We start from the raw sequence: 23,398 nt of genomic DNA on the forward strand, positions 1-23,398 counted from the left end.
GCCGGGGCGGTGGTGGAGAGGACGGTGGCGACGCGACCCATAGGTCCTACTTTCTGCTGTCGTCCGATGACATGCCGTGACGCGGCGTCGGATGGCTGCCCCTGTCGCACCGTGACAATGCGCTTTATCACCCGCAGGGGTGAGGAATCAGACGGAGTCGTCCACGAGTTCGGCCACGCCGGTAATGCGGTGCAGGGGATAGGTGCGGACCTCGTCGGCGGTGTGGTCGTACGCCGTGACGAAGCCGCCCTCCACCCGGATCGGGGCGATGACCCGCTGGCTCGCGGCGCCTTCGGCGTTGACGTAGCCGATCCAGACGGCGGCGCCGGTCATGACGGCGGCCTGGACGGTGGCGAGGGTGTCGGCGGAGGAGGTGCGCGGCAGACCGCCGTCGGCGGGGGCCGGGGCGGCGGCGGTGGGCTTGCGTTCGGCGGTGGCGGCCATGTCACCCGCGCGGATCGCCCGTACCGCGGCGTCCAGCAGCGTGGGGCCCGGGGCGGGCGGGCCGTCGTGGGCGGGGGCCGGGGCCGTGCGGGGCGGGGTGCGACGGGCGTCGGCGCGGGTGACGACGACGTCGCCCTCGGCGGACTCCGCGGCAGGCGCGTACCCCATGCCGCGCAGGCCGTCGAGGAGGGCGTCCGGGGCGATCTGCGCCGCCAGGACCGTCGGGGCGAGGCGGCGCAGCCGCAAGGGGGCGGAGCGGCGGTCGGCGAGGATCTCCGCGAGGACCGCCTCGTCGTCGCAGCGCAGGTAGGAGGAGGCCGCGCCGACCCGCAGATGGCCGTGGCGGCGGGCCACGTCGTCGATCAGATACGCCAGCGGCTGCGGCACGGGCGTGCGCGAGTGGGTGGTGAGGAACGCCTTGAGGTCCGTCGCCGTCTGTCCGGCGTCCAGCGCGCGGCGCACCGAACCGGGCGTGAAGCGGTAGACGGTCGCCCCGCCCTTGGACTCGATGTCGGCGAGCACGCCCAGCGTCTGCGCCAGGGGCCGCTCCAGCGGGCCGGGCGCGACGGCGGTCAGGTCGGCCTGGAGCAGCACGTGGTCGAGCGGCTCGGGCAGCAGCGGCGCGAGGAGCGCGGCCGCGGCCGTCTCGACGGGCGTGGCGGCGTCCGGCACCGCGCCGGCCAGGGCGCGGCCGTGGGCGGCGAGGGCGCCGCGGCTGGTGACGCCCAGCAGATCCGCCTCGGCCAGGGCCCAGCGGGCGAGCCGGGTGCGGAGGTCCTCGGTGCCCGGGTCGGCGGAGGTGCGCGGGGGGCGTTCCCAGTGCAGCCGGTCCAGGAGCGTCCCCGGGGTGACGGAGGCGCCCGGGGGCAGGGTGGCGAGCAGGGCGAGCACCCGGCGGCGCACCTCGGGGGCCGGGCTGCGGTCCAGGTCGGGGCCGAGGGCCGCGAGGGTACGGGCCTTGGCGTCCCGCTCCCCGACGAGGCCCGGGGTGCGGGTGGCCGCGAGCCAGGCCGTGGCCAGCCGCGTCCAGCGCTCCTCGGCGGGCAGCCGGAGCCAGTCGTCGTAGGCGGGGGTCGGGGCGTAGCGCTCGTCCACCTCGCCGTCGGAGGCCAGCAGTCCCGCCGCGTAGGCCAGCTCGACCCAGAACGCGGTGGCGGACTCGGTGGTGTCCAGGGCGGTCGCGGTGCGCTTGAGGTCGCGGACGCTCAGCCCGCCCGCCCGCAGGACCAGCGGGCTGCCGCTCTCCCACTCCTTGAGGAGGTCCTCGACGACCGTCAGTGCCGTGTACGCCTGCCCGGCGGCCGTCGCGTCCACCACCCGCGGGGAGTGCTCGGTGACGGGCGCCAGCTCCGGGGCGACGGGCTCCGGCGTGCGGTGGGCGCGCCCGCCGCGCAGATGCAGGGCCACCTCGCGGGGCAGCACCACACCGCCGGGGCCGGTGGACAGCAGCAGCCCGCGGTCGAGCAGCCAGCGCAGGTGGGCGGCGGGGTCGGCGGTCACGGTGCCGTGCGGCGGGCCCCAGAGCAGCTTGCCGAGCACGGCGGTGGCCTCGGCGGGCGCCTGGGCGAGCAGTGCGGCCATCCTCTTCCGGTCGTTGAACAGCGCGCTGAGCGCGCTGACGGCCGTCACCGGGTCGTGGGTGGCGGGCAGCCCCGCGGCGGCGACGATCTGCTGGATGCGGCCCGGCGACATCCCGGCGGTGGCCTCGGCGACCGTCGGCCCGAGGCCGGTGGGGGAGGGGTGGGCGGCGCTGGGCGCCAGCACCTCGCGGACGGTACGCACCAGCCGCAGCCGGTCCTCGCCGCCCCAGACGAGGGCCTGCTCGCGCAGCGTCGCCACCGCGCGCGGCAGCTCGCGCCCGATGCGGGGGTCGTCGTCCGCGTCGCCGGTCATCAGGGCGCGGAGCGTGTCGTACGGGCACGGGTCGGGCGCCACGGCGAGCGCCTCGGCGACCTGGAGGGCGAAGCGGTCCAGCCGCTCCAGCGTCCGCACCACGGAGGCGCGGGTGCCGGCCCGGGTGGCGAGCTGGGTGAGGTCGCCGGGCACCGGGTTCAGCAGGTCGGGGCGGGCGCGCAGCAGCGCGGCGAGGTCGCTGTCGGGCCGGGTGCGCAGCTCGTCGGCGAGCGTGCGGGGGGCTCCGCGGCCGGCTTCGCCCGTGCGGGGCGCGCCGCCTCCGCGGGACGCTTTGCCCGTCTTCCCTGTCTCCCGCCGCGCAGTGGTCATTCTGTTTACGGTACCGGGTCCCGGGGGGTGGGCCCCGGGCTCCGCCGACGGTCGTGGCGCGCTCGGGTGCCTCGTCGCGTTCCCTCCGTCGGCCCGGTGCGGAACCGGTACCTTCGGGGGGTAACGGCTGGTGGGTCTTGGCTGGGTGTTTTAGGGGATTCGGTGGGGATCGAGAGTGATCAGCTTGTTTACGACTACTTGAGCCAGGTCGGGGATCTCGCTCAGCGCAGACCGCTCACCTCCGGCGAGCGCATGCGGCTGGTCTCCCGGCTGCGTACGGAGATCGAGCGGCGCAGATCCGCCGAGGGGGCCGACTCCCCGGCCGCGGTGCGCCGGATCCTCGACGACCTGGGCTCGCCGGACGAGGCCGTCGCCGACGCGGAGGCCCCGGGCGGCGGCGGAGCCGGTGACAAAGGCCGGGTGCCGATGCCGCGCCGCGAGGGCGAGCCCGTCCGGTTCCCCGCCGCGGCGCCCCCGCACCTGGCGACCGAGGAGGAACTGGGCCGTGGTGCCGGTGGCGACGGGGTGCACGGGTGGCAGCAGGCCGGACCCGGGCCGTTCACGGCGGGGGACCGGGTGCACGGCTTCGTCGGCGGTATCGAGATCCCCGAGATGCTGAAGCCGCCGCCCACCCCGGCCGAACTGGAGCGGCGCGAGGCCGCCGCCCGGCCGGCGGTCGAGCGGGCGGAACAGGACACGGAAGGCGTCGGGCGGGACGGGGACGGCAGCGAGGGGCCGGGCGTGGGCCGTCCCGGGCTGTGGCGCTCCGGGGACGGCACCGCCATGAGTCCGTTGCTGATCCTCGTCGCCGCGCTGCTGCTCGTCGGCGCCGTGCTCGGCAACTGGCTCATGCTCGCCGCGGGCTGGGCGCTCGCCTACGTCACCCGCCGGCTCTCGCACACCGAGTCACAGATGGCCGTCATGGTCGTCCCCGGCCTCACCGTCGCCGGCGGCATCGCCTGGCTGTGGGGCCGCGCCCACGGCCGCTGGGGCGACCCGATACCGGCGGGCGAGCTGGGCACGGCCCTCTCCGCCACCTGGCCCGTGGTCGTCCGCGTCGCGGCCATCGCCTCGGCGCTGTTCGTGGTGTGGCGGGCCAGACGGTCTGCGTGAGCTTTGTCCGGGCGCCGGTCCGTGGTGTCGGCTGCACCTCCGCTGCGCGGCGGTGTCCTCAATCGCCGGACGGGCTGCTGTGCTGTGTCCTCAAGCGCCGGACGGGCTTGGCGGCTGAGCTCAGCCAAGTCAAGCCCGTCCGGCGTTTGAGGACGCGCCCGCAGGGCGCTCGCCGCCGGATGGCCTGTCGGCCGAGGATTCGCCGGGCAGCCCGGGCGCGGGCTGTGTCGCCTGCACCTCCGCTGCGCGGCGGTGTCCTCAATCGCCGGACGGGCTGGTTGGGCTGAGCCCGGCATCAAACTGCCCGGGCTGTCATCGGCTGGGCCCAGCCATATCAAGCCCGTCCGGCGTTTGAGGACGCGCCCGCAGGGCGCTCGCCGCCGGAGGCGGCTTCGGCGTCCCCAGGAGCCCACGGAGTGCCCGGTATCACCAGCGGGCTGCCCGTCACCGGATCCGGTACGACCACCGAGTCCAGGCCGAAGACCTCGCGTACCAGCTCCGCCGTGACGATCTCCGACGGGCGGCCCCGCGCGATCACGCGGCCCGCCTTCATCGCCACCAGGTGGTCGGCGTAGCGCGCCGCCTGGTTCAGGTCGTGCAGCACCGCGACGACCGTGCGGCCGCGTTCGTGGTTGAGCTGGCGGACCAGGTCCAGCACCTCCACCTGGTGGGCGATGTCGAGGTACGTCGTCGGCTCGTCCAGCAGCAGCAGATCCGTCTCCTGCGCCAGGGCCATCGCGATCCACACCCGCTGCCGCTGGCCGCCCGACAGCTCGTCGACGGACCGCTCGGCGAGGGCCGACACGTCCGTGCGGGCCATGGCGTCCGTGACCGCGCGCTCGTCCGTCTCCGACCACTGCTGCCACCAGCGCTGGTGCGGCTGCCGGCCGCGTGCGACGAGGTCCGCGACGGTGATGGCCTCGGGGGCCACGGGCGTCTGCGGCAGCAGCCCGAGCGACTGGGCGATCCGCCGGGTGGGGATGCGGGCCAGCTCCTCGCCGTCCAGCAGCACCGCCCCGCCCTTCGGCTTCAGCAGCCGGCCGAGCGCCCGCAGGAGCGTCGACTTCCCGCACGCGTTCGGGCCGACGACCACCGTCACCTCGCCGTCGGGGACGTCGAGGTCGAGTGCCTCCACGACCGTGCGCTCCTCGTAGGCGAGGGTCAGGGCACGGGCGGTGAGCCGGCTCCCGGGCACGCTCCTGCTCTCGGTCATGCTTTGCCTCCGGTGCGGCTGCGAATGATCAGCCAGATCAGATACGGGGCACCGACGGCGGCGGTCAGCACGCCCACGGGCAGTTCGGTGGGCTCGAAGAGCTTGCGGGCCAGCAGGTCCGCGAGGACGACGATGACCGCGCCCAGCAGCGCCGAGCACAGCAGCGGGATCTGCGCGGTACGGGTCATCCGGCGGGCGATCTGCGGGGCGAGCAGCGCCACGAAGTCGACCGGACCCGCCGCGCCCGTCGCGATCGAGGCGAGCACGACACCCAGCAGGACCAGCCCGAACCGCACCCGGCCCAGCCGCACGCCCAGCGCGGTGGCCGTGTCGTCGTCCATGGCCACCGTGCGCTGCGCCCGCGCCGCCCAGAGGACGAAGGGGGCGAGCGCGAGCAGCGCCCAGAACACCGGGCCCGCCTCGTCCCAGCCGCGCCCGTTGAGCGAACCGGTCATCCACACCTGGGCCTGCTGGGCGACGAGGTAGTCGCCCTTGGTCATGAACAGATGGGTGACCGAGCGCAGCGCGACCGCGAAGCCGATGCCGATGAGCACGAAGCGCGCGGCGTGCAGCCCGCGCCGCCACGCGAAGGCGTAGACGAGGGCCGCGGCGAGCAGCCCGCCGATGACGGACAGATACGGCAGGAAGGCGTACGAGGTGACGCCGAAGGTCATCGCGCCGACCGTCAGGGCGCTCGCGCCCTGGGTGACACCGATGATGTCGGGGCTGGCCAGGGGGTTGCGGGAGACAGTCTGGATCAGCGCCCCCGCGACGCCGAAGGCCGCGCCGATCAGCAGCCCGACGGTCATCCGGGGCAGCCGCAGCGTGCCCACGACCAGCTCCTCGGACGACGGCTGCCCGAGGACGACCTTCACGGCCTCGACGGGCGTGACGAAGGTCTTGCCGACGCAGAGGTAGGCGACGCACACGGCGGCGAGCAGCGCCGCGAGACCGAGAGCGACGGCCGCGCCCCGCCGGTGGACGAGGAACGAGCCACGACCGGCCCGTACGAGCAGATAGCCGGCGGGCCGCTGCCGCGCCTTCGCCGGAGCCGCTGCCGGGGACACGGCGTACGTCATGCCGCCACCGCCTTGCGGCGCACCAGCGTGACGAGGAAGGGCACGCCGATCAGGGCCGTCATGACCCCCGAGGGGACCTCGCTCGGCGGGAAGAGGACCCGGCCGACGACGTCGGCGACGAGCAGCATGACGGGGCCGATGAGCGCGGCCATGGGCAGTACCCAGCGGTGGTCGGAGCCGACGATCGCGCGGGCGATGTGCGGCACGGCGAGGCCGATGAAGGCGATCGGTCCGGCGGCGGCGACGCCCACGCCGGTGAGGACGGTGGCGCCGAGACCGCCGACGATCCGTACGGTCGCGACGTTCTGCCCGAGGCCCTTGGCGACGTCCTCACCGAGCGCCAGGGCGTCGAGCCCACGCGCCACGGACACCACCATCACCAGGCCCACCAGCAGAAACGGCCAGATCTGCTCGACGATCTCGGGTTTACGGCCGGCCAGCGAGCCGACCTGCCAGAAGCGGAAATCGTCCAGCACGCGCGCGTGGGTGGTGAGGATCGCGTGGATGACCGAGACCAGCAGCGCGTTGATCGCGGCGCCCGCGAGCGCGAGCTTCACCGGCGCCGCGCCGCCCCGGCCGCGGGAGGCGATGGCGTACACGGCGACGCCCGCGATCCCCGCGCCCGCGAAGGCCCACCACACGAAGCCCGTCAGGGAGTGCACCCCGGCGACGGAGAGGGCCAGGACGACGCCCACCGAGGCGCCCTGGCTGATGCCGAGGATGCCGGGGTCGGCGATCGGGTTGCGGGTCAGGCCCTGCATGGCCGTGCCCGCCACGGCCAGCGCGGCGCCGACCATCAGGCCGATCAGGGTGCGGGGCAGCCGCATCTCCCGGACGACGGTGGCCGTGGTGTCCGTGCCGCCGTGCAGCAGCACGTCGAGGAGCTCGGACGGCGGGGTCGGGCGGGCACCCACGGCGAGACTGAGCGCCACCGCGGTCAGCAGGGCGACGACCGCGGCCGCCGTCCAGCCGACGCGGCGGCGGATCATGGGGGACCCGGGGCTGCTGATCGGGACGGCGGCTGACATCGCTTCCACTTCGCGCTCGAAAACTTCGCGGTCGTAAATGCCGACAACGCTGAGGGCGGGCGGACCGAGGCCCCAACTTAGGCGAGGCTCAGTGTACGGGTGGGGCCGGCGGCAGAATGTGGGGCATGACCTCGCTCCCGCGCACGCACCGCTTCACGGTCGGCTTCGACCTCGACCTCACGCTGGTCGACTCCAAGCCCGGCATCAGAGCCGCGTACGAATCCCTGGTCGCCACCACCGGGACGCCCATCGACATCGACCTCGTCTGCGGCCGGCTCGGCCCGCCGCTCGAGCACGAGCTGCTCAACTGGTTCCCCGCGGAGAAGGTCGACTGGGCCGCCGACATCTACCGGGCCGCGTACCCGAAGCTCGGGATCGCCCCGTCACCCGCCATGCCCGGCGCCCGCGAGGCCATCGCCGCGGTCCAGGAGCTGGGCGGGCGGGCGATCGTCGTCACCGCCAAGTACCCGGTCAACGCCCGTCTCCACCTCGACCACCTGGGCCTCGCGCCCGACGTCCTCATAGGCGACCTGTGGGCCGAGGACAAGGCGCTGGCGCTGCGCGAGCACGGCGCGAGCGTCTACGTCGGCGACCACGTCGGTGATGTGCGCGGCGCGCGTACGGCCGGTGCGCTGTCCGTGGCGGTCGCGACCGGGCCGTGCGACGTGGAGGAACTGCGCGCGGCGGGCGCCGATGTGCTGCTCGCCGATCTCACGGCCTTCCCGGCCTGGCTGCGCGACTACCGGGCGGCGACGGACCCGGCGGCCTCCCGCGCCTGACGGCGCTGCTCCGCGATGGACCGCAGCACCCCGGCCCCGGCGACGAGGAAGCCGACGCCCATCAGCATGCACACGAAGTACGCGGCCGGGGGCAGCGGATCGACGCCCAGGAAGAGCGGCGCGACCGTCGCCAGCGTGGCGACCGCGCCCACGAGGAAGACGATGGCGCCGACGCGTACCAGCAGATCCCCGGCCCGGGGCGTTTCGTTGCTCACCCGACCAGGGTAGATCCCTAGCGGTCGGCGTGGACTCCATCGCCGTACGGACCGGACAGACGCCAGATGCGCAGAGGTACCACCCGGGGACGTCTTGTCACCGGGCCCGGGACCATTAGCCTTGGGGGTAGCGGGTCTTGCGACCCGCTGTCGTGCTATCCAGAGCTGTTTTGCGGTTGTTTTTTGCAGTTTCCGGCGTTTCCCGACGAGATACGAGGACGAGGACAGACGTGCCTACCGGCAAGGTCAAGTGGTTCAACAGTGAGAAGGGCTTCGGCTTTCTCTCCCGTGACGACGGCGAGGACGTCTTCGTCCACTCCTCGGTGCTTCCGGCCGGGGTCGACACCCTCAAGCCCGGCCAGCGGGTGGAGTTCGGTGTCGTGGCCGGCCAGCGCGGCGACCAGGCGCTCACCGTGACGCTCCTCGACCCCGCCCCCTCGGTAGCGGCCGCGCAGCGCCGCAAGCCCGACGAACTGGCCTCGATCGTCCAGGACCTCACCACTCTCCTGGAGAACGTCACCCAGCAGCTGGAGCGCGGCCGTTACCCGGACAAGGCGCACGGCGCCAAGATCGCGGGCATGCTGCGCGCGGTCGCCGACCAGATGGACGTCTGAGACGTCCGAGCGGGGTTCCGCGGCTTACGGAAAAGCGAGCGCGTCACGGCCGAGGGGAGGTACGAGCCCCTCGGCCGCGGCACGCGTGAGCAGTCCGCGCACCGCCGCGTAGCCGGCCTCGCCGAGGCCGGCCGTGAATTCATTGACGTACAGCCCGATGTGCTGGTCCGCGACCGCCGGATCCATCTCCTGGGCGTGCTCCAGCACATACGGCCGTGAGACCAGCGGGTCGTCCCAGGCCATGCGCACCGACGTCCGCGCCGCCTCGGCCAGTTCGCGCAGCCGCGCGGCACCCAGCGAGCGCTTGGCGATGATCGCGCCGAGCGGGATGGGCAGCCCGGTGGTGGACTCCCAGTGCTCGCCCATGTCGGCGAGGCAGACCAGCCCGTAGTCCTGATACGTGAACCGCGCCTCGTGGATCACGAGACCCGCGTCCACCTTGCCGTCCCGGACCGCGGGCATGATCTCGTGGAACGGCAGCACCACGACCTCGCCGACGCCGCCCGGCACCTCGGTGGCGGCCCACAGCCGGAAGAGCAGATACGCGGTCGAGCGCTCGCTCGGCACGGCGACGGTCTTCCCGGCCAGATCGGCGGCGCTCCCGCCGCCGGTGGTCAGCACCAGCGGCCCGCAGCCCCGGCCGAGCGCACCGCCGCACGGCAGCAGCGCGTACTCCTCCAGCACCCACGGCAGCACCGCGTACGACACCTTCAGCACGTCGAACTCGCCGCGCTCGGCCATGCCGTTGGTGATGTCGATGTCCGCGAACGTGACGTCCAGGGCGGGCGCGCCCGGCACCCGGCCGTGCGCCCAGGCGTCGAAGACGAAGGTGTCGTTCGGGCAGGGCGAATACGCGATCTTCAGCGGCTCGCTCATCGGGTGACCTCGGCTTTCTCGGCGGGTGGCACGACCGGTGCGGACGGGATCCGCCGGAACGCGTCCGTGAGCGCGGCCAGTGCGTCACCGATCCGCCAGGCGGCCCGGTCGCGCGGGCCGACCGCGTTGGAGACGGCCCGCAGCTCCAGCGCCGGCACCCCGTGCGCGGCGGCGGCCTCGGCGACCCCGAACCCCTCCATGGCCTCGGCGAGCGCCTGCGGGTGGCGTGCCGTCAGCTCCGCGGCCCGCTCGGCGGTCCCGGTCGCCGTGGAGACGGTCAGCACCTCACCGGTCGCCGCCCCGGTCGCCTCGGCCACGGCCCGTACGAGCGCCTCGGGGGACCGGTGACCGGTCGACCCGAAACCCAGCTCGGTGACCGAGCGGAAGCCGTCGGCCGTCTGCGCCCCCAGATCGGCGGCGACGATCGCGTCGGACACGACGAGGGAGGCCAGGGGCGCGCGGGGCTGGAAACCGCCCGCGATGCCCGCGGAGACCACCAGGTCGTAGCGGTCCCCGGCCAGCTCGGCGGCGGTCAGCGCGGTCGCGGTCCCCGCCGCCGCGGCGGCGGGGCCGACACCGGCGGCCAGCACGTCGAAGCGCGCCGTGCGGTGCAGGGTCGCACCGCCCGGCAGCGGGACCTCGGTGTGGCGTGGCGAAGCGGCCGTCACCGCGTCACGCTCGGCGGGTACGGCCGTCACCACGAGTACGCGCATCAGCGGGCCCCGGCGGCTTCAGTCGTTGTCGAGTTCGAGCTTGACGTTCCACACGCCGTCGCTCGTGACCACGGAGAGGACGGTGGTCTCCTCCATACGCTGGGCCTGCTGGTTGACGAAGAGCGACTGGCCGTCCAGGGACGTGTAGGTCTGCTTCGTCTGGGCGGTCTTCTGCTGGCCGCGCGTGGCCACGATCCAGCCCTCTTCGGCGATCTTCGGCTCGACGCCGATGCGCACCTTTTCGCCCGGCTTCACCTTGATGGTCTTGGGTGCCTTGCTCGACAGGCACTTGGTCAGCGCGGCCTCGTCGAGCTTGGTGCCCTCGTCGAGGCAGACGGCCTCGGTGGTCACCGTGTTCGTACCCACGGTCACGGTCGCCAGCGGCGTCGGCTTGTCGCAGGCGGAGAGGGCGACGAGCCCGAAGGTCACGGCACCGACGGCGGCAGCGGCACGGCGGCGCTTGCCTCGGATAAACGCAGCGGTCATACGGGCAGGCTATCGGGCCCGCCCGCTCACGCCACGCGCGGGTGCGGCGAGCCGCGCCGGGCGGCCGTCAGCAGGCCCCGCACGGCGGTCGCCACGCCGAGCGCGAGGAACCCCGCCGCGACCGACATGCCCAGTACGCCATTGAGCGGCAGCAGGATGCCGATCGCCCCGCCGACCACCCAGGACATCTGCAGCAGCGTCTCGGAACGGGCGAACGCCGACGTCCGCACCTCCTCCGGCACGTCCCGCTGGATCAGCGAGTCCAGCGACTGCTTGCCGAGCGCCTGCGAGATGCCCGCGACGGCCGCCACGGCACCGATCGCGACCGGGCTGTAGAGAACGGCCGCGGTGACCGCCATCGCCAGGGACACCGACAGCACCAGCGCGATCATCGCCTCCGGCCCGCGCGAGCGCAGCAGCGCGCCGATGGCCGTGCCCAGCGCGTTCCCCCCGCCCGCCGCGACCGCGACGACACCCAGCGACATGGCCGGGCTCAGCCCCCCGAGCGGGTGAACCCGGAGCATGAAGGCCAGGAAGAAGGTGAGGAAGCCCGACAGCATGCGCATCGCGCTGTTCGCCTGGAGACCGTGCAGCACCGAGCTGCCCACCGTGCGCAGCCCGGGCTTCCTGTCCTTCTTCCCCAGCCGTCCGTTCTTTCCCCACTTCCCGTTCTTCTCCGGCTTCCCGTTCCTCTCCTGTTTCCCGGCCCGCGGGTGGCGGATCGAGATCGGCCGGTGCTCGCCCGAGACCAGGCGCGCCCGGGCCTCGCCCTTCGCCGAGTCGACCTTGTGCGGTAGCGAGAAGGACAGGAAGGTGCCGAGCGCGAACACCGCGCACGCCCCGTACAGCGGATACTCCGGCCCCAGCTGATGCAGCCCCGCACCCAGCGGGGCCGCCAGTCCCGTGGCCAGCAGGCCCCCGAGCGTCACCCGGGAATTGGCTTTGACCAGCGAGATGCGCGGTGGCAGCAGCCGGGGCACCACGGCGGACCGAACCACCCCGTACGCCTTCGAGGCCACCAGCACCCCGAGCGCCGCCGGATACAGCTCCAGGCCGCCCGTCGCCACCGCGCCCGACATGGTCAGCGCGAGCAGCGCCCGGGTGAGCATCGCGCCCGCCATCGCCGCCCGGCGGCCGTGCGGGATGCGGTCCAGCAGCGGCCCGATCACCGGGGCGAGCAGCGCGAACGGTGCCATGGTGACCGCCAGGTACAGCGCCACCCGCCCGCGCGCCTGGTCGGTGGGGACGGAGAAGAAGACCGTGGACGCCAGCGCGATCGTGATCATCATGTCGCCGGCGGAATTCACCGCGTGCAGCTCGATCAGTTTGCCGAGCCCGGACTCGCCCGCGCCGTGCGCGTGCGTCGCTTTTCGGACCCCGCGGGCCGCCCCCGTGAAAGGGCTGCGCAGGACCCGGCCGACGCCCCGGCCGGCACGGCGGAGCGGACCGCCTTCGGCTGACCGGATGGCTCCCACCACGCCATACTGCCCCAACTCACACCGACGATGGCACTTTCGGCGCATCTGCGGCTCGGCTCCGGGCCGCGACGGCCCGGCCTCGGGGCAGACCGGGACGAGGCTCGCCGCAGCCCGGCTATCCCCCGCACGGCCGCGCGGGGTAGCGTGCGTAGCGCGCCACCGGCGGTCGTTCTTGGCCGCGCTCCGAGTCTCGATCCCGCAGAATGGGAGTGACTAGGTGCGCCCGAGGCCGTTCGGGCGCGGACGTCGACGCGGTCCTGCGGTCCGCTCCGTCCGCCGACCCGGCCGTTCGGCTGGCGCACTCGTGAGACGGCGTGGAAGAGAGACAAGATTCTTGTGAGTGCTGCGATGCGAAGCCGTACCCCGGACCGCCTGTGCGCCGAGGCGGTCGAACTCGCCCGTACGGCGGCCGAGGAGGCCGCGCTGCCCGGGATGGTCGGCGAGCACGTCGAGGCCGTCGCCGACGGGGACCGCGTCGTCACCCACTTCTTCGCCTGCAAGGACCCCGGGTACCGCGGCTGGCGCTGGGCCGTCACCGTCACCCGGGCCTCCCGCGCCAAGGTCGTCACCCTCGACGAGACGGTGCTGCTGCCGGGCCCCGACGCCCTCCTGGCACCCGAATGGGTGCCCTGGAGCGAGCGGCTGCGCCCCGGCGACATGGGCCCCGGCGACCTGCTGCCCACCGAGGCCGACGATCTGCGCCTGGAGCCGGGCTGGACCGGTGAGGACGTCCCGCCGCCGAACTCCGCCGTCTCCGAGGAAATGGCCGAGCTCGCCGAGGCGGAGGACGCCGACGTCACGGCCGGCCCGCCCTCCGCGCAGCCCACCACGCCCCTGCGCGGCACGATCGCGTCGGTCGCCGAGGAACTCGGCCTGCGCCGCGCCCGCGTCCTCTCCCGCTACGGCCTGCACACCGCGGCCGACCGCTGGGACGAGACGCACGGCGCCAAGACCCCCATGGCCCAGGCGGCCCCCGCGTCCTGCGAGAGCTGCGGCTTCCTGGCCCGTATCGGCGGCTCCCTGGGCCAGGCGTTCGGCGTCTGCGCCAACGAATTCGGCCCGGCGGACGGCCACGTCGTCTCCCTCGCCTACGGCTGCGGCGGCCACTCCGAAGCCGCGGTCATGCCGAAGCCGCCCCGGCCGTCCGAGCCGGTGATCGACGAGACGCTGGTGGACCCGCTGCCGCTCCGCCAGGCGGCGGACTCGGAGGACGAGTCGTCGGCGGAGGATCTCGGGCACGCCTGAGCAGGCTGCTGCCCCTGCGTGTCGGGGGTTGCGCGTTCGATGCCGGGGTGCGGCGCGGTTTCGCCTGCGGCGGGCTGATGGGGTTTGGGCCGTCGGCCGCCGACGGTGGCAAGCCCCTACGGGAGGGTTCGCCCGGCGGTGCGGTGTAACGGGTGGGCGGGAGGGTGGAAACCCGCCGCGGTAGCGGCACCCCCCCCACGGCGGAAGGCGGCGGAACACCCCCTGGCGCGGAGCGCCCCCGCAGGGGGGTACGTTCGCCGCAAAGGCAACGGCAGCGGTTCGGCCGGGGCCACCGCGGTCAGCGAAAGCGCAGGGAGACACACGTGAGCGGCACGGCAATGGTGCGGGGCACGGCCGACGGCACGGATCCGTTCGGGACCGCGCGACTGCGGCGTGGCGTGCTCGACGCCTGGGCGGCGTCGCCCGCCCGGTTCCGGGAGGACGCCAACGCCGAGGAGGACCTCGCGCTCGGCGGCTACCGCGACCGTCTCGTCGTCGAGCTCGCCCAGAACGCCGCCGACGCCGCCGCGCGCGCCGGTGTCCCCGGCCGGCTGCGGCTGACCCTGCACCCCGCCCGGGCCGGTGAGCCCGCCGTGCTGGCCGCCGCCAACACCGGCGCCCCCCTCGACGCCGCGGGCGTCGAGTCCCTGGCCACCCTGCGCGCCTCCGCCAAGCGCGACGACGAGCCGCGACCGGGCCCGGACGCAGGGGACGGCGGGGGCGGCGAGGATGGTGCCGTCGGCCGGTTCGGCGTCGGTTTCTCGGCCGTGCTGGCCGTGAGCGACGAGCCCGCCGTCATCGCCCGTACCGGCGGCGTCCGGTGGTCGCTCGCCGAGGCGCGGACGCTCGCGGAAGAGGCGGCGGCAGGCGCCCCCGCCCTCGGCGAGGAGATCCGCCGCCGCGAGGGCCATGTGCCGCTGCTGCGGCTCCCGCTGCCCGCCGAGGGCAGCGCACCCGACGGCTACGACACCGTCGTCGTGCTGCCGCTGCGCGACGGCGCGGCCGAGGACCTGACCGCCCGTCTGCTGGCCGGGGTCGACGACGCGTTGCTGCTGACCCTGCCGGGTCTGACGGAGGTCGTCATCGAGACGGCGGACGGCACCGTACGGACCCTGACGCGCCGCCAGGAAGGCCCGTACGTCCTCATCGACGACTCCGCGCGCGGGGCGGCCACCCGCTGGCGCGTCGAGCGCGCGGGCGGCCGGCTGGACGCCGCGCTGCTCGCCGACCGGCCCGTGGAGGAGCGGCTGCGCCCGGCGTGGGCGGTGACGTGGGCGGTGCCGGTGGGCACGGACGGCGCGCCCGAGCGGCCCCGGACCGCGCCCGTCGTGCACGCCCCGACCCCCACCGACGAGCCGCTGGGCCTGCCGGCCCTGCTCATCGCCACGTTCCCGCTCGAACCCACCCGCCGGCACGCCGCGCCCGGCCCCCTCACGGACTTCCTCGTCGAGCGCGCGGCCGAGGCGTACACCGCGCTGCTGCGCGACTGGCACCCCGTCGGCACCGGCACCCTCGATCTGGTCCCGGCCCCGCTGGCGCAGGGCGCCCTGGACGCGGAGCTCCGACGGCTGGTCCTCGACCGGCTGCCCCGCGTCCCCTTCCTCTCGAGCGCGGCTTCCAACGGCGGCGCCGAAGAGCCCGCCCCGTCCGGTGGCATCGAGGGCATCCCCTGGACCCAGGGCCCCGACGCCTCCACCCAGACCCCGCAGCCCGCCCCGGCCACCGGCCGCACCCCCGCCGACACCTGGGACGACGCCTTCGCGACCGCCCCGGGCGGCGAGGCGTACGCCCTGCGGCCCGTCGAGGCCGAGATCGTGGAGGGCGCGGGCGCGGAGACCGTCGCCGTGCTGGGCGAGCTGTTCCCGAGCCTGCTGCCGGCCGGGCTGGAGCGCCGCCAGGAGCTGCGCGCGCTCGGCGTGGCCCGTGTGTCGCTGGGCGAGGCCATCGACCGCCTGGCGGGCGTCGAGCGGGCCGCCGCGTGGTGGCACCGCCTCTACGACAGCCTCGCCGGCGTCGACCCGGACCGGCTGAGCGGACTGCCCGTGCCGCTCGCGGACGGGCGCACGGCCATCGGCCCCCGGCAGGTGCTGCTGCCGCCGCCGGACGGCACGGATCCCGAGCAGACCGAGCGGCTCTCCCGCCTCGGGCTGAAGGTGGCCCACCCCGACGCCGCCCACCCCCTGCTGGAGAAGCTCGGCGCCACCCCGGCCTCGCCCCGCGCCATTCTGACGACCCCCCAGGTGCGGGCCGCCGTCGCGAATTCCCTCGACGCCGAGGACGTCTGGGACGAGGACGCCCTCGACGCCGACGCCCTGGCGGAGACCGTCCTCACGCTCGTGAGGGACGCCGGTCTGGTGCCCGGTGACGAGCCCTGGCTCGGCGCGCTCGCCCTGCCCGACGAGGACGGCGAGCTCGCCCCCGCCGGTGAACTCGTGCTGCCCGGCAGCCCCTTCGAGCGCGTCATCCGCCCCGGCGAACTCGCCGCCTGCGACGCCGCGCTCGCCGACCACTGGGGCGAGCAGCCCCTCACCGCGTGCGGCGTGCTCGCCGACTTCGCCCTCGTCCGCGCCACGGACGTCGTCCTCGACCCCGAGGAGCTCGACCCGCGCGAGGGCGACTACGCCGAGCCGGACGACGTCGGCCTGCTCGACGCCGTCGACGTGTGGTGCGAGGACGTGCTGGACCAGCTGCCCGACACCCCCGTGCCGCCGGTCGCGACCGAGATCGTGGCCGTACGGGACCTGGACCTCGTCGACGACGACGCCTGGCCGCAGGCGCTCGCCCTGCTGTCCCGCCCGCCGCTGCGCGACGCGCTGACCGCGCCCGTACGGATCCTGCTGCCGGACGGCACGACGGAGTCGGTGCGCCCGTACACCGCCTGGTGGCTGCGCGGCCACCCCGTCCTGGGCGGCCGCCGCCCCGCCGGACTGCGTGCCGCGGGCGGGGACCCGCTGCTGGCGGGCCTGTACGAGGCGGCCGACGCGGCCGGGCTCGCGGACGAGCAGGTGCTGCGGGCGCTGGGCGTACGCACGTCCGTGGCCGCCCTGCTGGACGAGCCGGGCGGCGCGGCGGAGCTGCTCGCGCGGCTGGCCGACGACCGGCTGCCGGTGGGCGAGGCGCAACTGCACGCCCTGTACGGCGCCCTGGCCGACCTCGATCCGGAACAGGTCACCCTGCCCGACGAGCTGCGGGCCGTCGTCGACGGCGAGGTGACGGTCGTGGACGCGGCGGAGGCGCTCGTCGCCGACGCGCCGGACCTGATGCCGCTGGCCGAGGGCCACCCGGTGCTGCCCGTACGGCCGGCGCGGGCGGCGGAGCTGGCGGAGCTGTTGCAGGTCCGCCGGGTCAGCGAGGTCTTCCCGGTGGTCGTGCCCGCCGGTGACGGCGAGGTCCGGCAGGTCCCGGACGGTGTGCGGGTGCTGCTGCCGGGGGCGCCGTCGTCGTACGTCGAACACGGCGAGCTCGTCGTCGGCGGCATCGAGCTGGACTGGCGTTACGGGCCGGACGGCGTGCTGCACGCGACGACGCTGGAGGGCGTGGCGGCGGGCCTCGCCTGGGCGGCGGGCCACTGGTCCCGCCGCTTCGAGGCGGCGGCCCTCCTGGAGGACACCTCCCGCACGGGTGAGCTGGCGCGAGCCCGCTGGTTCGATTAGCCCCTCGCCGGGCGGGGTCGTCGATCCCGCCCGGCGAGGGACCGGGCCGGATTTATTCTGGGAGTGAGGAGGCCGTCATGACCAGGAAAGTCGCCGACTGCCGCAGGTTCCCCAGCGAAACCGACTGCTCCCTCACCATCACCGGTGAAGAGGACGAAGTCATCCGCGCCGCCGCCGAGCACGCCGTCTCCGTCCACCAGCACCAGGACAGCCCGGCGCTGCGGGAGCAGATCCGCGAGACGCTGGAGGACGAGAAGTCCAACGCCTGACGTCCTGACCCCAGCCGTCAGACAGGGAACCGGCGGCCCACCCAGCGCCACATCAGCTCCAGCGCGGCCGAGGCCACCACCGCGATGCCGACGGCGGCCCACGGCATCGTGGTGCCGACCAATTTCAGGGCGAAGAAGTGCTGGAGCCAGGGCGTGACCAGCACGACCACAAAGCCCAGCGCCATCGCGAGCACCAGGGCGATCCGCCACCACGTGTACGGGCGGGCGATGATCGCGAGCACCCACATGGAGATCAGGAACAGGGTCAGCGTCGCCGCGCTCGTCTCCGCCGCCAGCGCGCCCGTCCCGCCGTAGTGCTGCCGGGCCAGCAGATACGCGGCGAACGTGGCGAGACCCGCGAGGATCCCCGCCGGGACGGCGTACCGCATGACGCGGCGCACGAAGTGCGGCCGGGCGCGCTCCTTGTTGGGGGCCAGGGCGAGGAAGAAGGCGGGGACGCCGATGGTCAGGGTCGACAGCAGCGTCAGATGGCGGGGCAGGAACGGATACGGCACCTGGGAGCAGACGACGAGGACGGCGAGCAGGACGGAGTAGACGGTCTTCGTCAGGAACAGGGTGGCGACGCGCGTGATGTTGCCGATGACGCGGCGGCCCTCGGCGACCACCGACGGCAGGGACGCGAAGCTGTTGTTCAGGAGCACGATCTGGGCGACGGCCCGGGTGGCCTCGGAGCCGGAGCCCATGGAGACGCCGATGTCGGCGTCCTTCAGGGCCAGCACGTCGTTGACGCCGTCGCCGGTCATCGCGACGGTGTGGCCGCGGGACTGGAGCGCGCCGACCATGTCCCGCTTCTGCTGCGGGGTGACCCGCCCGAAGACCGCGCCGCGGTCGAGGGCCTCGGCCATCGCGTCCCGCTCGGCGGGCAGCCGACGGGAGTCGACGGGGGCGTCCGCGCCGGGCAGCCCGAGCTTCCCGGCGACCGCGCCGACGGAGACGGCGTTGTCGCCGGAGATGACCTTCGCGGCGACGTTCTGCTCGGCGAAGTAGCGCAGGGTGTCACCGGCGTCGGACCGCAGGCGCTGTTCCAGGACGACGAGGGCCGTGGGCCGGACGCCGTCCGTGACGCGCGGGTCGTCCAGCTCGCGGTCGGCGCCGGCGAGGAGCAGGACGCGCAGGCCCTGGGCGTTGAGGTCCTCGACCTCGGCGAGTGCCGCGTCGCCCTCCGCCAGCAGCACGTCGGGGGCACCCAGCAGCCAGCGGCTGCTCTCGGAGTCGGGGCCGTTGAGGGCGGCGCCGCTGTATTTGCGGGCGGAGGAGAAGGGCAGCGATTCCGTGCAGCGCCAGTCGGCGCTGTCGGGGTAGGCGGCGATGATGGCCTGGAGGCTGGCGTTGGGCCGGGGGTCGGATTCGCCGAGGGCGCCGAGCACCTGGCGCACGTAGCTCTCGTCCGCGCTGTTCAGCAGCCGCAGTTCCTTGACGTCCATGCCGCCCTCGGTGAGGGTGCCGGTCTTGTCGAGACAGACCACGTCGACGCGGGCCAGGCCCTCGATCGCGGGCAGTTCCTGGACGAGGCACTGCTTGCGGCCGAGCCGGATGACGCCGATGGCGAAGGCGACGGAGGTGAGCAGCACCAGGCCTTCGGGCACCATCGGGACGATGCCGGCCACCATCCGCCGGACCGCTTCCTTCCAGTCGTCCTTCTCGACGACGAGCTGGCTGATGATCAGACCGATGGCGGTGGGGATCATCATCCACGTCACGTACTTGAGGATCTGGCTGATGCCGCTGCGCAGCTCGGAGTGGACGAGGGTGAAGCGGGACGCCTCCTCGGCGAGCTGGGCGGCGTAGGCCTCCCGGCCCACCTTCGTCGCGGTGAAGGCGCCGCCGCCGGCGACGACGAAGGAGCCGGACATGACGGGGTCGCCGGGCTGCTTGAGGACGGGGTCGGCCTCGCCGGTGAGCAGCGACTCGTCGATCTCCAGCCCGTCGACCTCCAGGACCTCGCCGTCGACGACGCACTTGTCGCCGGGGCCGAGTTCGATGACGTCGTCGAGGACGATCTCGCCGGTGGCGATGGCGGTGGGGACGCCGTCGCGCCGGACGGTCGGCTTGGCCTCGCCGATGACGGCGAGGGAGTCGAGGGTCTTCTTGGCGCGCAGTTCCTGGATGATGCCGATCGCCGTGTTGGCGACGATGACGAAGCCGAAGAGGCCGTCCTGGATGGGGCCGACGATCAGGATGATGAGGAACAGCACGCCGATGATGGCGTTGAAGCGGGTGAAGACGTTGGCCCGGACGATTTCCGTCATGGAGCGCGAGGACCGTACGGGCACATCGTTGACATCGCCGCGGGCCACGCGCTCGGCGACCTCGCGGGCGGTGAGGCCACAGTGCGCGGCCGGCGGTACGGGCTCCTCGACTGCGGTGTGCGCCGGATCGCTCATGCCTCCGACGGTACGGGCGGTCAGCCCGGTTCACCTTCCGAAATGACGCTTTAGCGCTCGCTCGCGTTCGCCGCGTGGCGTCGGATGGCCGCTTCGCGCCCACGGACGTACCAGATGCCGATCAGACCGAGACCGGCCCCGGCCAGGCAGGTCCACACCCACCACGCGTGGCCGTGGTCCTCGAACCAGCCGTAGAAGGGCAGCTGTGCGAGGAAGAGGACGAACCAGAGGATCGTGCCGCCGGTGATGGTGGCGACGACGGGGCCTTCCAGGGGCTCCGGTGCCTCGTGTCTGGGTGTCCACTTCGTCATGGCCGTAAGCCTAGTCCGTGCGCCCTCGGCGCCGCGTTCCCGGTCGGGGCCCTTGTCCCATAAGGGTCTACGCGCGGAGATAGCAATTCACGTCTTGTTTATTCATACTGAAACCGACCGGATCTGACTGCGATGTTTCGTCTGATCATCCAAATGCGATCTACCATTCATGATCGCATTCATGATCCAGCGTTCATGATCCGTTCGTCTGCGTCCGGGCCTGTCGATCACCGTCGATCACCCGCACGGCCCCTCGCGGACAGTTGCCCCCCGTATTGCCCCGCATCCCCCGCTCGCCTCCCGCAGGCCCGTACGACTGAGGTTCCGCATGCCCTCCTCGGCCACCTCCCCGGTCGACGCCCAGCAGCCGTCCCCCACGCCGCCCCCCGGCAACGCCCTCGACCGGTTCTTCCGGATCTCCGAGCGGGGCTCGTCCGTCTCCCGCGAGATGCGCGGTGGTCTGGCCACTTTCTTTGCGATGGCCTACATCATCGTGCTGAACCCGATCATCCTCGGCGCAGGCCAGGACAAGTTCGGTCACCAGCTGGACAACGGTCAGCTGGTCACGGCCACCGCCCTGATGGCGGGCCTCAGCACCGTCCTCATGGGCGTCATCGGCAATGTGCCGATCGCCTGCGCCGCCGGCCTCGGCATCAACGCCGTCGTCTCGCTCCAGCTCGCCCCCAAGATGAGCTGGCCGGACGCGATGGGCATGGTCGTCCTCGCCGGTCTGGTGCTGATGCTGCTGGTCGCCTCCGGTCTGCGGCAGCGCGTGATGGACGCGATCCCGAGCGGACTGCGCCGCGCCATCGCGATCGGCATCGGCATGTTCATCTCGCTGATCGGCCTGGTCGACTCCGGCTTCGTCACCCGCAACCCCGACGCCGCGCACACCACCGTCCCGCTCGGCCTCGGCCAGGGCGGTCAGCTCCAGGGCTGGCCGGTGCTGATCTTCGTGGTCGGCCTCGCGCTCACCTTCATCCTGCTCGTCCGCAAGACGCGGGGCGCGATCCTCATCGGCATCGTCGTGATGACCTTCGTCGCGATCGTCATCAACACGCTCGCCGACATCCCCGACGCGAACTGGGGCCTCAGCGTCCCGCAGGTGCCGGACAGCGTCGTCGGTTCGCCCGACTTCGGTCTCGTCGGCGACATCAGCCTCTTCGGCGGCTTCCACGAGGTCGGCCTGCTGACCGGCTGCCTCTTCGTCTTCACCGTGCTGCTCTCCGGCTTCTTCGACGCGATGGGCACGATCATCGGCGTCGGCGAGGAGGCCGGGCTGACCGACGACAAGGGCCAGCTGCCCAACATGGGCCGGATCCTGATGGTCGACGGCGTGGCCGTCGCGGCGGGCGGCGTCGGCTCTGCCTCCGCGAACACCTGCTTCGTCGAATCCACGGCCGGTGTCGGCGAGGGCGCCCGTACGGGCCTCGCCAACCTGATGACCGGCGGGCTCTTCCTGCTCGCCCTCGTCTTCACCCCGCTCGCCAAGATCGTCCCCTCGCAGGCGGCCACCCCCGCGCTGCTCGTCGTCGGCTTCCTGATCATGGCGGCCAACGTCAAGGAGATCGACTGGAGCGACTTCACGATCGCGATCCCGGCGTTCCTGACGATCATCTCGATGCCGTTCACGTACAGCATCACCAACGGCATCGGCATCGGCGTGCTCGCGTTCATCCTGCTGCGCGTCGCGGACAAGCGGGGCCGGGAGATCCCCTGGCTGCTCAACGTCGTCGGGCTGTGCTTCCTCGTCTACTTCCTGCTCGACCCGATCGAGCAGGCGCTGGGTGTGAAGTAGCACGACCCCGGCCCCTGGCCTCGACGAGCCGCTCACGCCTTCCCGGCGTGGGCGGCTTCGTCGTTCCGGGAAGCGAGGTTGTGGACCTCCGTGTCGACCATGTTCTCCATCGGACCGGCGGCCAGGGCGCCCGCCACCAGCATCGCGAAGACGAGCGCGAACCCCAGGATCACGTTGCCCAGCCACACCATCGTGTCGACCGGCAGGACGTACGCCCCGACGACCCGGGCCACGCACTCGGCCAGCAGCGCCCCACCCCACACGACGCAGAACGTGCGCTCGGCCCGGCGGAACGGCTCGGAGCCCGCAGACAGCCGCTCCCAGGCGGCGACTCGCGCCGGCTGCCCCTTGGTCACCCACGGCTTGAGGGCCGTCGTCATCAGCGGCCGTCCGGTGCAGGCGGAGATCAGCACCACGATGCCGATCACGCTGCTCACGCCGCTGTCCTTGGCCAGCATCAGCCGGGCGTCCCCCGACACCGTGCTGAACGCCAGCGCCGCGAGGTTGACCACGAGGATCAGCGCGGCGAGACCGTTGAGCCGGCGGTCCTTGACCAGGCTCCAGACGGTGCGGAGGGCGGGCACCACGCTGCTCCACGCCAGCGCGGCCACGGTGCCCATGCCGAAACCCTTGCTGAGCACGTAGTACAGGGCCATCGGGACGAGGGCGTCCACGATCAGCGGCGCCAGGCTCCGCAGCAGCGCCCTGCGGTTGTCGGTGGCGGCGGCCTCCGCCGTCGGTGTGCCGGTGGTGGTGCTGCTGCTCATGATCGGGTCCCTCCCGTGTCCGTGCTCGGTGGGTCCAGCCTCGCGGTCGGGGCGGGGTGGGCGGCAGGGTCGAGGATCAGCGGCTGACCATGACTTTTGTCAGGCAACGGGCATAGCGGTGGGGTGGTGCGGGCGTCCTCACCGTCCACTTTAATTAGCGCGGGTAATAAGATAAACTAACTAACATGCTGGAAACCCCGGACAACACAGCCGCCGTGAACTCCCTGCGGTCCGGCGTGATGCGTCTGTCACGGCGGCTCAAGCACCAGCGGGTCGACGAGTCGCTCAGCCCGACCGAGATGTCGGTGCTCGGCACCCTCGCCCGCTGCGGCTCCGCCACCCCCGGTGAGCTGGCTCGCAAGGAGCATGTGCAGCCGCCGTCGATGACCCGCATCGTCGCGCTGTTGGAGGCCAAGGGCCTCGTCCGGCTGGAACCGCATCCGGAGGACCGCCGCCAGAAGGTGGTCACCCAGACCGAGCGGGCCGAGACCATGCTCGAAGAGAGCCGGCGCAAGCGCAATGTCTGGCTCGCCGAGCTGGTCGGACAGCTCGACGAGGACGAGTGGGCGACGCTCCGCGCCGCCGCGCCCGTACTGGAGAAACTCGCGCACCTGTAGGCGTACGCGGATACGCAGTCGCCCGTGGGTGCCAAAAGGACGGCCTGAGGCCCGCCCAGAAGGAGGCGAACG

Annotated in this window: 20 protein-coding genes; 8 read left to right on the forward strand and 12 right to left on the reverse strand. The window is 73.5% G+C overall.

Annotated elements, in window-relative coordinates; all coding sequences use genetic code 11:
* Positions 1 to 147: 147 nt before the first annotated feature.
* Positions 148 to 2,667: a helicase-associated domain-containing protein gene (locus tag AB8O64_RS21460; protein WP_370420730.1), complete on the reverse strand. Its 2,520-nt coding sequence runs from the start codon at positions 2,665 to 2,667 to the stop codon at positions 148 to 150.
* Between the two features lie 162 nt (positions 2,668 to 2,829).
* On the opposite strand from AB8O64_RS21460, the gene AB8O64_RS21465 reads away from it, so the two are divergent.
* Positions 2,830 to 3,780 (forward strand): hypothetical protein, encoded by a 951-nt coding sequence (locus AB8O64_RS21465; protein ID WP_370420731.1) that lies wholly within the window; start codon positions 2,830 to 2,832, stop codon positions 3,778 to 3,780.
* A gap of 334 nt (positions 3,781 to 4,114) precedes the next feature.
* On the opposite strand, the gene AB8O64_RS21470 is transcribed toward AB8O64_RS21465, so the two are convergent.
* The 3 genes from AB8O64_RS21470 to AB8O64_RS21480 are packed head-to-tail and all read right to left on the reverse strand — an operon-like array spanning position 4,115 to position 7,100.
* Positions 4,115 to 4,993 (reverse strand): ABC transporter ATP-binding protein, encoded by an 879-nt coding sequence (locus AB8O64_RS21470; RefSeq protein ID WP_370420732.1) that lies wholly within the window; start codon positions 4,991 to 4,993, stop codon positions 4,115 to 4,117.
* Positions 4,990 to 6,072, reverse strand: a complete 1,083-nt coding sequence (locus AB8O64_RS21475; RefSeq protein WP_370420733.1) for a FecCD family ABC transporter permease — start codon at positions 6,070 to 6,072, stop codon at positions 4,990 to 4,992. Before AB8O64_RS21475 ends, AB8O64_RS21470 begins: the two co-directional genes overlap by 4 nt.
* A complete protein-coding gene (locus AB8O64_RS21480) occupies positions 6,069 to 7,100 on the reverse strand; it encodes a FecCD family ABC transporter permease (RefSeq protein WP_370420734.1) in 1,032 nt (343 codons plus the stop codon). Before AB8O64_RS21480 ends, AB8O64_RS21475 begins: the two co-directional genes overlap by 4 nt.
* A gap of 125 nt (positions 7,101 to 7,225) precedes the next feature.
* On the opposite strand from AB8O64_RS21480, the gene AB8O64_RS21485 reads away from it, so the two are divergent.
* On the forward strand, positions 7,226 to 7,879 hold the full coding sequence (locus AB8O64_RS21485; protein WP_356449493.1) for an HAD family hydrolase: 654 nt from the start codon (positions 7,226 to 7,228) through the stop codon (positions 7,877 to 7,879).
* On the opposite strand, the gene AB8O64_RS21490 is transcribed toward AB8O64_RS21485, so the two are convergent.
* Positions 7,840 to 8,094, reverse strand: a complete 255-nt coding sequence (locus AB8O64_RS21490) for a hypothetical protein (RefSeq protein WP_356449491.1) — start codon at positions 8,092 to 8,094, stop codon at positions 7,840 to 7,842. The genes AB8O64_RS21485 and AB8O64_RS21490 overlap by 40 nt on opposite strands.
* A gap of 230 nt (positions 8,095 to 8,324) precedes the next feature.
* Between AB8O64_RS21490 and AB8O64_RS21495 the strand changes: the two genes are divergently transcribed.
* Positions 8,325 to 8,708, forward strand: coding sequence for a cold-shock protein (locus AB8O64_RS21495; protein WP_130879373.1), 384 nt, complete (start codon positions 8,325 to 8,327; stop codon positions 8,706 to 8,708).
* A gap of 24 nt (positions 8,709 to 8,732) precedes the next feature.
* Here the strand turns inward: AB8O64_RS21495 and AB8O64_RS21500 are convergent, their stop codons facing one another.
* Genes AB8O64_RS21500 through AB8O64_RS21515 form a run of 4 tightly spaced genes read right to left on the reverse strand, consistent with a single transcriptional unit; the run spans position 8,733 to position 12,258 of the window.
* On the reverse strand, positions 8,733 to 9,584 hold the full coding sequence (locus AB8O64_RS21500; RefSeq protein ID WP_370420736.1) for a 1,4-dihydroxy-6-naphthoate synthase: 852 nt from the start codon (positions 9,582 to 9,584) through the stop codon (positions 8,733 to 8,735).
* Entirely contained in the window at positions 9,581 to 10,297 is a 717-nt protein-coding gene (locus tag AB8O64_RS21505; protein WP_370420737.1) for a futalosine hydrolase, read from the reverse strand. The genes AB8O64_RS21500 and AB8O64_RS21505 overlap by 4 nt, the downstream gene beginning before the upstream one ends.
* An 18-nt stretch (positions 10,298 to 10,315) precedes the next feature.
* The gene (locus AB8O64_RS21510) at positions 10,316 to 10,783 is read right to left on the reverse strand and encodes a DUF2771 family protein (protein WP_370420738.1); all 468 of its coding nucleotides are present in this window, start codon (positions 10,781 to 10,783) and stop codon (positions 10,316 to 10,318) included.
* 26 nt (positions 10,784 to 10,809) lie between these two features.
* Positions 10,810 to 12,258 (reverse strand): MFS transporter, encoded by a 1,449-nt coding sequence (locus AB8O64_RS21515; RefSeq protein ID WP_370420739.1) that lies wholly within the window; start codon positions 12,256 to 12,258, stop codon positions 10,810 to 10,812.
* A 351-nt stretch (positions 12,259 to 12,609) separates the two neighbouring features.
* On the opposite strand from AB8O64_RS21515, the gene AB8O64_RS21520 reads away from it, so the two are divergent.
* The 3 genes from AB8O64_RS21520 (at position 12,610) to AB8O64_RS21530 (ending at position 17,428) form a co-directional block, all read left to right on the forward strand.
* The gene (locus tag AB8O64_RS21520) at positions 12,610 to 13,506 is read left to right on the forward strand and encodes a DUF3027 domain-containing protein (RefSeq protein WP_370420740.1); all 897 of its coding nucleotides are present in this window, start codon (positions 12,610 to 12,612) and stop codon (positions 13,504 to 13,506) included.
* A gap of 338 nt (positions 13,507 to 13,844) precedes the next feature.
* Positions 13,845 to 17,159, forward strand: coding sequence for a sacsin N-terminal ATP-binding-like domain-containing protein (locus AB8O64_RS21525; RefSeq protein ID WP_370423919.1), 3,315 nt, complete (start codon positions 13,845 to 13,847; stop codon positions 17,157 to 17,159).
* 77 nt (positions 17,160 to 17,236) lie between these two features.
* Complete coding sequence (locus AB8O64_RS21530) at positions 17,237 to 17,428, forward strand: DUF1059 domain-containing protein (RefSeq protein WP_356449479.1); 192 nt, start codon at positions 17,237 to 17,239, stop codon at positions 17,426 to 17,428.
* Between the two features lie 17 nt (positions 17,429 to 17,445).
* Here AB8O64_RS21530 and AB8O64_RS21535 read toward each other — a convergent pair whose 3' ends face one another.
* Complete coding sequence (locus AB8O64_RS21535) at positions 17,446 to 19,833, reverse strand: cation-translocating P-type ATPase (RefSeq protein WP_370420741.1); 2,388 nt, start codon at positions 19,831 to 19,833, stop codon at positions 17,446 to 17,448.
* 50 nt (positions 19,834 to 19,883) lie between these two features.
* A complete protein-coding gene (locus tag AB8O64_RS21540; RefSeq protein ID WP_370420742.1) occupies positions 19,884 to 20,144 on the reverse strand; it encodes a DUF2530 domain-containing protein in 261 nt (86 codons plus the stop codon).
* Positions 20,145 to 20,472: 328 nt separating this feature from the next.
* Here AB8O64_RS21540 and AB8O64_RS21545 point away from each other — a divergent pair, with 328 nt between their 5' ends.
* On the forward strand, positions 20,473 to 21,942 hold the full coding sequence (locus tag AB8O64_RS21545; protein WP_370420743.1) for an NCS2 family permease: 1,470 nt from the start codon (positions 20,473 to 20,475) through the stop codon (positions 21,940 to 21,942).
* Between the two features lie 32 nt (positions 21,943 to 21,974).
* Here the strand turns inward: AB8O64_RS21545 and AB8O64_RS21550 are convergent, their stop codons facing one another.
* On the reverse strand, positions 21,975 to 22,709 hold the full coding sequence (locus AB8O64_RS21550) for a VC0807 family protein (protein WP_370420744.1): 735 nt from the start codon (positions 22,707 to 22,709) through the stop codon (positions 21,975 to 21,977).
* A 185-nt stretch (positions 22,710 to 22,894) separates the two neighbouring features.
* On the opposite strand from AB8O64_RS21550, the gene AB8O64_RS21555 reads away from it, so the two are divergent.
* A complete protein-coding gene (locus AB8O64_RS21555; protein ID WP_356459244.1) occupies positions 22,895 to 23,326 on the forward strand; it encodes a MarR family transcriptional regulator in 432 nt (143 codons plus the stop codon).
* Positions 23,327 to 23,398: the final 72 nt, after the last annotated feature.

The organism is Streptomyces sp. QH1-20, assembly GCF_041283565.1.
Classification (GTDB): Bacteria; Actinomycetota; Actinomycetes; order Streptomycetales; family Streptomycetaceae; genus Streptomyces; species Streptomyces syringius.

What these genes read in the sequence shown, in the direction of transcription:
- AB8O64_RS21475 (WP_370420733.1), bottom strand. Translation starts at nt 6,072, where the DNA reads ATGACGTACGCCGTGTCCCCGGCAGCGGCTCCGGCGAAGGCGCGGCAG.
- AB8O64_RS21480 (WP_370420734.1), bottom strand. Translation starts at nt 7,100, where the DNA reads ATGTCAGCCGCCGTCCCGATCAGCAGCCCCGGGTCCCCCATGATCCGC.
- AB8O64_RS21535 (WP_370420741.1), bottom strand. Translation starts at nt 19,833, where the DNA reads ATGAGCGATCCGGCGCACACCGCAGTCGAGGAGCCCGTACCGCCGGCC.
- AB8O64_RS21530 (WP_356449479.1), top strand. Translation starts at nt 17,237, where the DNA reads ATGACCAGGAAAGTCGCCGACTGCCGCAGGTTCCCCAGCGAAACCGAC.
- AB8O64_RS21505 (WP_370420737.1), bottom strand. Translation starts at nt 10,297, where the DNA reads ATGCGCGTACTCGTGGTGACGGCCGTACCCGCCGAGCGTGACGCGGTG.
- AB8O64_RS21540 (WP_370420742.1), bottom strand. Translation starts at nt 20,144, where the DNA reads ATGACGAAGTGGACACCCAGACACGAGGCACCGGAGCCCCTGGAAGGC.
- AB8O64_RS21500 (WP_370420736.1), bottom strand. Translation starts at nt 9,584, where the DNA reads ATGAGCGAGCCGCTGAAGATCGCGTATTCGCCCTGCCCGAACGACACC.
- AB8O64_RS21460 (WP_370420730.1), bottom strand. Translation starts at nt 2,667, where the DNA reads ATGACCACTGCGCGGCGGGAGACAGGGAAGACGGGCAAAGCGTCCCGC.
- AB8O64_RS21485 (WP_356449493.1), top strand. Translation starts at nt 7,226, where the DNA reads ATGACCTCGCTCCCGCGCACGCACCGCTTCACGGTCGGCTTCGACCTC.
- AB8O64_RS21510 (WP_370420738.1), bottom strand. Translation starts at nt 10,783, where the DNA reads ATGACCGCTGCGTTTATCCGAGGCAAGCGCCGCCGTGCCGCTGCCGCC.
- AB8O64_RS21520 (WP_370420740.1), top strand. Translation starts at nt 12,610, where the DNA reads ATGCGAAGCCGTACCCCGGACCGCCTGTGCGCCGAGGCGGTCGAACTC.
- AB8O64_RS21470 (WP_370420732.1), bottom strand. Translation starts at nt 4,993, where the DNA reads ATGACCGAGAGCAGGAGCGTGCCCGGGAGCCGGCTCACCGCCCGTGCC.
- AB8O64_RS21525 (WP_370423919.1), top strand. Translation starts at nt 13,845, where the DNA reads ATGGTGCGGGGCACGGCCGACGGCACGGATCCGTTCGGGACCGCGCGA.
- AB8O64_RS21545 (WP_370420743.1), top strand. Translation starts at nt 20,473, where the DNA reads ATGCCCTCCTCGGCCACCTCCCCGGTCGACGCCCAGCAGCCGTCCCCC.
- AB8O64_RS21555 (WP_356459244.1), top strand. Translation starts at nt 22,895, where the DNA reads ATGCTGGAAACCCCGGACAACACAGCCGCCGTGAACTCCCTGCGGTCC.
- AB8O64_RS21550 (WP_370420744.1), bottom strand. Translation starts at nt 22,709, where the DNA reads ATGAGCAGCAGCACCACCACCGGCACACCGACGGCGGAGGCCGCCGCC.